The organism is Candidatus Palauibacter australiensis, assembly GCA_026705295.1.
Classification (GTDB): domain Bacteria; phylum Gemmatimonadota; class Gemmatimonadetes; order Palauibacterales; family Palauibacteraceae; genus Palauibacter; species Palauibacter australiensis.
The window spans coordinates 1-6,294 of the sequence record JAPPBA010000053.1 but is presented as its reverse complement, the minus strand read 5'-3'; the positions used below and the strand labels follow the sequence as shown (position 1 = coordinate 6,294).

The window sequence follows — 6,294 nt, the reverse complement described above, 5'->3', positions numbered from 1 at the left end:
TCCACTTCGACGCCCAGGGCAACCTGCACATCTTCGACAGTCAGGCCGAACACATCCTGGTCGTCGGGCCGGAGGGGTCGCTGATCCGTACCGTCGGAGGGCAGGGAGAGGGGCCCGGCGAGTTCGAAAACGTCACCACTGCGATCGTCGCGCGTGACGGCTCCTATACGGTACTGGGATTCTCGCACATCGATCTTCTCGCACCCGATGGCGAGTACGTGCGGCGCATCAACCTGGACCCGATGACGACGGGAATCGTCATAGCCAACATGGCTCTTCCCGACGGCCGCCTGGTGACCGGCGCGATCATGCGCTTGGGCGAAGACGAGGAAGAGGAGGAAGAGGGCCACCCCATTCATATCTTTCCGCTCGACGGCGCCGAGGCGGAACTGCTCTACACCGCCTGGAGGCCACCGGACGAGGATGAGGACGAAATCAGCGTGAGCGGGTCGGCGGAGACCGGTATGCGCGTAGCCTGGTCGGCGGGCCGCGCCTTCGAGCCCTACCTCAGCTACGATCCCCTGACCGATGGCCGTCTCGCGCTGATCGACTCGATCGGCTACCGGGTCAAGCTCATCGGACTCGACGGAAGCGTTGCCGGAACCATCGAGCGGCCGATCGCGCCGCTTGCGGTCGACGACGCATTGATGGAGGCCGCCCGCGACCGGTACCGGGAAAGCACGGCGCGTATGAACGCAATGAGAGCCAACTCGCCCATCCAGACCGACATAGAGGGGGTGGAAGGGCTCACCTTCGCCGACGAGGTGCCGGTGCTGTTTGGCTTGAAGGTGGACTGGGAGGACCGAATCTGGGTCCAGCGCCGGGGCCCGACGGGCGACGACGACGGCCCGACGGACATCGTGACGCCCGACGGGGATTATATCGGCACGTTGCCGCTGGAGGGGCTTCGGACCCCCGACGCCTTCGGCCCCGATGGACTCCTGGCCTACATCGAGCGTGACGAGCTGGACCTGCCGACCGTGCGCGTGGTCAGGCTGGTTGCGCTGGAGCCGGAAGGGTAGGGGGTGCATCCGCGAGGGTCGCGAGCTGCAGCGGGGCCGTTGAGCGCCGAGCCGCGTAATCGCCCGTGAGCGAGCCCGTCAGCGAGAGGAGCCCTTACCGCACCGAGCTCACGCCGCTCGAATTCCTGCGGCGGAGTGCGTTCGTGTACCCCGACAAGGCGGCGGTCGTGCACGGCGGCCGCAGCTACTCCTACCGCGAGTTCGAGCTTCGCGTGCGGCGGCTGGCGGCGGGGCTGCTACGGGCCGGGCTCAAGCCGGGGGACCGGGTGGCCTTCCTGTCGCCGAACACGCCGCCCCTGCTCGAAGCGCACTACGGCGTGCCGGCCGCCGGCGGGGTGCTGGTCGCGATCAACACGCGGCTCGGAGCGGGCGAGATCGCCTACATCCTGGAGCACAGCGGTGCGCGGTACCTGTTCGTCGACCGGGCTCTCGAGAGCCTCGCTGACGGGGACGCGCTGCGCGGCGCCGGCGTGACCGTGGTGCGGATCGACGATACCGGGGCGCCCAGCGATCCCTACGAGGCGTTCCTCGCCGGCAGCGAAGCGGCGCCCCCGCTCGCGGCCGGCCCCGCGGACGAGGAAGCCCCGATCTCGATGAACTACACGTCGGGGACGACGGGCCGTCCCAAGGGCGTCGTGTACACGCACCGCGGCGCGTACCTGAACGCGATCGGGGAACTGATCGAGATGGAGATGACGCCGGGCGCCGTCTATCTCTGGACCCTCCCCATGTTCCACTGCAACGGGTGGTGCTTCACGTGGGCGGTGACCGCCGTCGGCGGCACGCACGTGTGCCTGAGGGAGGTCGATCCCGGCCGCATCTGGGCGCTCATCGAGTCGGAGGGCGTGACGCACTACTGCGGGGCGCCGACCGTGCAGATCATGCTCATGAACGATCCGGCGGCCCGGCCGCTGGAGCACACGGTGCGGACGATGATCGCGGGGGCCCCGCCCTCGCCGACCCTGCTGGAACAGTTGAAGGCGCTGAACTTCCACCCGATCCACGCGTACGGTCTCACCGAGACGTACGGCCCCACCGCCACCTGCGCCTGGCACGCGGACTGGGACGGACGCCCGCCCGCCGAGCAGGCCCGGCTGCTCGCCCGCCAGGGCCAGGGATTCGTCACCTCCGACCTCATGCGCGTCGTTGACGAGGAGGGCAGGGACGTCCCGCGCGACGGCGCGACGATGGGAGAGGTCGTGATGCGCGGGAACATCGTCATGAAGGGCTACTACGCGCAGCCCGAGGCCACCGACGAGGCCTTCCGCGGCGGCTGGTTCCACTCGGGCGACCTCGCAGTGTGGCATCCCGACGGCTACGTGGAACTCCGCGACCGGGCCAAGGACATCATCATCTCGGGCGGCGAGAACATCTCCACCATCGAGGTCGAGCAGACCGTCGCCCGCCACCCCGCCGTACTGGAGTGCGCGGTCATCGCCATCCCCCACGACGAATGGGGCGAGCGCCCCAAGGCCTTCGTCACGCTGAAGCCGGAAGCCGACGCCACGGAGCGCGAGATCATCGACTTCTGCCGCGACCGGATCGCCCACTTCAAGTGCCCCGACGCGATCGAGTTCGGCCCCCTCCCCAAGACCTCCACCGGCAAGGTCCAGAAATACGTCCTCCGCGACCGCGAATGGACCGGCCGCGACAAGCGCATCAACTGACCGCCGCCTGAAAGCCCTTCCGGAACCTGAAGACGTTCCCGCGGGAACGTCCGAACCCGCCACTTGGGTGACTGGCCGGACGAAACGTTCCCGCGGGAACGCCAGGGAACCCTCCCTTGCTTGACGTGTACGACGCCCTGTCGCATACTACGACAACGTGTCGTTGTTTACCGCAACGGAGACCATTTGTCGATGACGGTACCGAAGCTTGCGAACGCCGAACTCGCGGTTATGGAGCGGCTCTGGCAGAAGGGCGCTCAAACCGCGCGCCTGCTGCGCGAACACCTCTACCCCGACGCCGCCAACTCGATGCACGGGACGATCCAGCGGCTGCTGCAGCGGCTCGAAGACAAGGGCTTCGTCCATCGCGACCGCGACCGCGCGGCCCACCTCTTCACGCCGCTCGTCAGCCGCGAAGCCTACGCCGCCGGTCGCCTGGAAGCCCTGGCGGACCAGGTCACCGGTGGCTCGTTCGTCCCGATGATCACGCACCTGGTGGAGGAGCGGAAGCTCTCCGACGCCGACATGGAACGCCTGCGCCGGCTGCTGGAGGACGGATCATGACGGACCTCGCCCTGCAGATCGCCGGCAGCAAGCTCGCGATCTCGATCGTGCTCGGCGCGGCGGTGTGGCTCGCCGCGCGCGGAAGCGAGCGGCCGCGCCTGTGTCACGCGCTCTGCCTCACCCTGCTCGCGGCGCTGCTCATCCCGCCCCTCATCGCCCTCCCGATGCTGAGCCCGGCCGCCCCGGCTGCGGGGCCTGCCGACCCAACGGCCTTCGGTCCAATCCGGACGCTCGCGGGCCCCGACGCAGTCAGCGGAAGTCCGTTCCCGAGGGACGGCCGGTTCGGAATCATCGTCGTTTGGATCCTTGGTGTCGTAGCCATGGTCGGGTGGACGATCGTTCGGGCGCGCGCGTTCCGCGGTTCGCTGGAGCGTGCGTCGCGTGGCGCCCCGCGCGACCTGCAACGGATGGCGAAGGAGATCGGATGCACCCTCGGTCTTGAGAACGTGCCTATGATCCACACGACCGATGCTGTCGTCTCTCCCATGGTGTACTGGAGCGGCGGGACCGTCCGCGTCCTCATCCCGTCCAGCCTCCTCGACGGCCTGGACCGCGCCGAACTGCAATGGATCATGGCGCACGAACTCGCCCATGTCCGCCGGAGGGATCACCTCGTCCGGTGGCTCGAATGGCTTGCGTGCACCGTCTTCTGGTGGAACCCGGTCGCCTGGTGGGCGCGACGACGGCTGAGAGCGGCCGGGGAACTCTGCTGCGACGCTCTTGTCGTGAACGCGTTCGGCTGTACCCCCCACGACTACGCCCGCTCGCTGGTTCGGGCGCTCGACCTGGTCCGCTCGCAGGGGATGCCGCGTCCGCCGGCGCTCGCCAGCGCCGCCCACAGCGGTCGCCGAACAAGACATCTGGAAGGGAGGCTTCGAATGATCATCACAGCAAAACCCACCGCGGTGCCGTCACCTGCGCTCCAGCTCGTTTTGCGTGCCGGACTCGTAGCCTCGCTGGCCCTGGGTCTCGTTTATTGCAGTGACCAGACGTCACCGACTGCGGTCGAAGTGCCTGCCGCGGAAGTCCCGATGCTGGATGCCCCACTTGTCAATCTCTCGGTCGAAGATCTGGAAGTCGTCGTGTTGCCTCCAGCCGAGGGTCTGGTGCCCCTCACCGACGGCGACGTGATTCCAGGTACCATCAGAATGAGTGGCACCAGGTACGACGAGTTGATGGCCACCCTTGAAGGGCTACAGGCATGTGCCAGGTGCCACGATGAGGATCTGACGGCCGAGGAAAGCTTCGCACTGGACTTCAGCGCAACGGTTGAACACACGAATGACGGCGGTTGGAACCTTCGGTGGGGGTTCACTCCGACGCATGGAGATCTGTCTATCCAGTCTCACGCGTGGTTCCCGCCGGCAACCATCGAACGAGTCGTCGTAGATCAGCCACCTCCCCCTCGACGGTAACCACGGCGAAGGGTGGCCGTGAGCAGGCGCACGAGCACGGAAGTGTCAACCCCGTACCGCCGGGTCATGGGGCTGGGCGCGGAAGGTGTGGATGTCGAACGGCTCGGTTCCCGGACGCACGTGCGTGCGTAGCGGCGCCAGGCGTGAGAAGTCGATCCGCTGCGGACGCAAGACATAGCCGTCCGGACCCTCCTCCAGCCGAAGGCGGTCACCGGGCTGGGCACCGAGCGATTCCAGTACTTCAGCCGGGAGTGTGATTCGGCCTCCTTCTTCGATCCTGAGCAACATCGTGGCCTCCATTTGAACCGTTACCGCGTATACCCCCGCGGCGGGAGGCTGTGCCGCGTGCTTGACGACCGTTGCCCTCTGCGAAGATCATCTCGGGGTTCGGGATCACGCGACTTCAACCCCTGCAGCCGCCTCCCATGTTCACGCCGGCCCGGAAAAAGCTGCTGTTGGCCGTGCTGGTGCTCTCCTTTGGAGTCCAGACGGGGCTGGTGTACTCGGACGTGCGCAGCGAGCCGCTGTCGAAGGCGGCGCGCGAGGGGCGTGCGCTCTGGCAGGCGTATGCCTGTCAAACCTGTCACCAGTTTTACGGTCAGGGGGGATTCCTCGGGCCGGATCTGACGCACGCCGCGAGCCGGGTTGATTCGACCCGGCTCGTTTCTTTGTTGACGGTGGGGAGCGGGCAGATGCCGCCGCTCGGGTTCAGCGACACGGAGACGGCGGCGATGGCCGCCTTCCTGCGCGAGATGGACCGGCCGGAGATCGGCCGCGGCGAACTCCGGATGGGGACGCCGGGGGAAGGCGCGGGGGCGCAGGCGGCGTTCGAGCGCGCGGTCGAGGCGGCGCTCGGGGCCGGGACGCCCGGTCGCGCGGGATCGGGCGACGGGCCGGACCAGGATCTGGCCGAGGTCGCGGCCGGGTTCGAGGCCTACCGCATCCGGCCGTGCAGCGCGTGCCACTTCCCCTTCCGCGACTCGCCGGTGGGGGCGCCGGACCTGTCGCTCGCCACCGAGTCGCTCGCGTCTGACTCGCTCGACAGTGTGCTCGCCGAGGGTCGGCCACTGCTGGGCATGCCGCCTCCCGTGCCGCCGCTCGGCGCCGCCGACCGGGCCGCGCTCACCGCGTTCCTCGAGTTCCTGGCGGCCAACCGCGAGCAATTGGAGGCGGCGACGCAGGCGCTGGCCGCGGACCGCCGCCTCGACTGGGGGGCGCTGCCATGGTGGGAGTACCCGTGAAGCCCTTCGCGGCCGGCCACCCCGCGCACCAGTTCGCCGTGCTGACCTTCCTCCGCGGCGGACTCATCGCGATTGCGATCACGCTCTTGGGCGGCATCCTCGCCGCGTTCTACTCGGTGCCGTCGCTCGCGCCGTGGTTCCAGCAAGTCGGTCTCGACCTGCGACAGTTGCGCCCGATCCACACGGTGTTCGCCTCGGCCTGGGTCTTCCTGGGCGGCGTCGCCGTCGTGTACCGCTTCCTCCAGGACGAGCGGCCTCCGACGCTGGGCGACCGCTGGCGCCTCCGGGTCCAGGTCCTGACCTGGGCGGCGGCCGGCCTCGGGATCCTCCTCACGCTCGGCCTCGGCATCGGATCGGGGCGCGAGTACGTCGGCTTCCACCCCTT

6 protein-coding genes are annotated in these 6,294 nt (G+C 68.5%); all 6 read left to right on the top strand.

What is annotated here, in order from left to right:
• Nucleotides 1-1,022 (top strand): hypothetical protein (locus OXN85_03865; GenBank protein ID MCY3599099.1); only part of this gene is annotated, 1,022 nt, incomplete at its 5' end.
• Between the two features lie 65 nt (nt 1,023-1,087).
• The gene (locus OXN85_03860; GenBank protein ID MCY3599098.1) at nt 1,088-2,689 is read left to right on the top strand and encodes an acyl--CoA ligase family protein; all 1,602 of its coding nucleotides are present in this window, start codon (nt 1,088-1,090) and stop codon (nt 2,687-2,689) included.
• 192 nt (nt 2,690-2,881) lie between these two features.
• Nucleotides 2,882-3,253 (top strand): BlaI/MecI/CopY family transcriptional regulator, encoded by a 372-nt coding sequence (locus tag OXN85_03855; protein ID MCY3599097.1) that lies wholly within the window; start codon nt 2,882-2,884, stop codon nt 3,251-3,253.
• On the top strand, nt 3,250-4,668 hold the full coding sequence (locus tag OXN85_03850; GenBank protein ID MCY3599096.1) for a M56 family metallopeptidase: 1,419 nt from the start codon (nt 3,250-3,252) through the stop codon (nt 4,666-4,668). Before OXN85_03855 ends, OXN85_03850 begins: the two co-directional genes overlap by 4 nt.
• A 359-nt stretch (nt 4,669-5,027) precedes the next feature.
• Nucleotides 5,028-5,909 carry a c-type cytochrome gene (locus OXN85_03845; protein ID MCY3599095.1) on the top strand — a complete coding sequence of 294 codons (882 nt, stop codon included), beginning with the start codon at nt 5,028-5,030 and terminating at the stop codon, nt 5,907-5,909.
• On the top strand, nt 5,906-6,294 hold a 389-nt coding region (locus OXN85_03840; protein MCY3599094.1), incomplete at its 3' end, for a hypothetical protein. The genes OXN85_03845 and OXN85_03840, both read left to right, overlap by 4 nt.

Excerpts from the sequence above, each read along its gene's own strand:
- OXN85_03850 (MCY3599096.1), top strand. The coding sequence starts at position 3,250 with ATGACGGACCTCGCCCTGCAGATCGCCGGCAGCAAGCTCGCGATCTCG.
- OXN85_03855 (MCY3599097.1), top strand. The coding sequence starts at position 2,882 with ATGACGGTACCGAAGCTTGCGAACGCCGAACTCGCGGTTATGGAGCGG.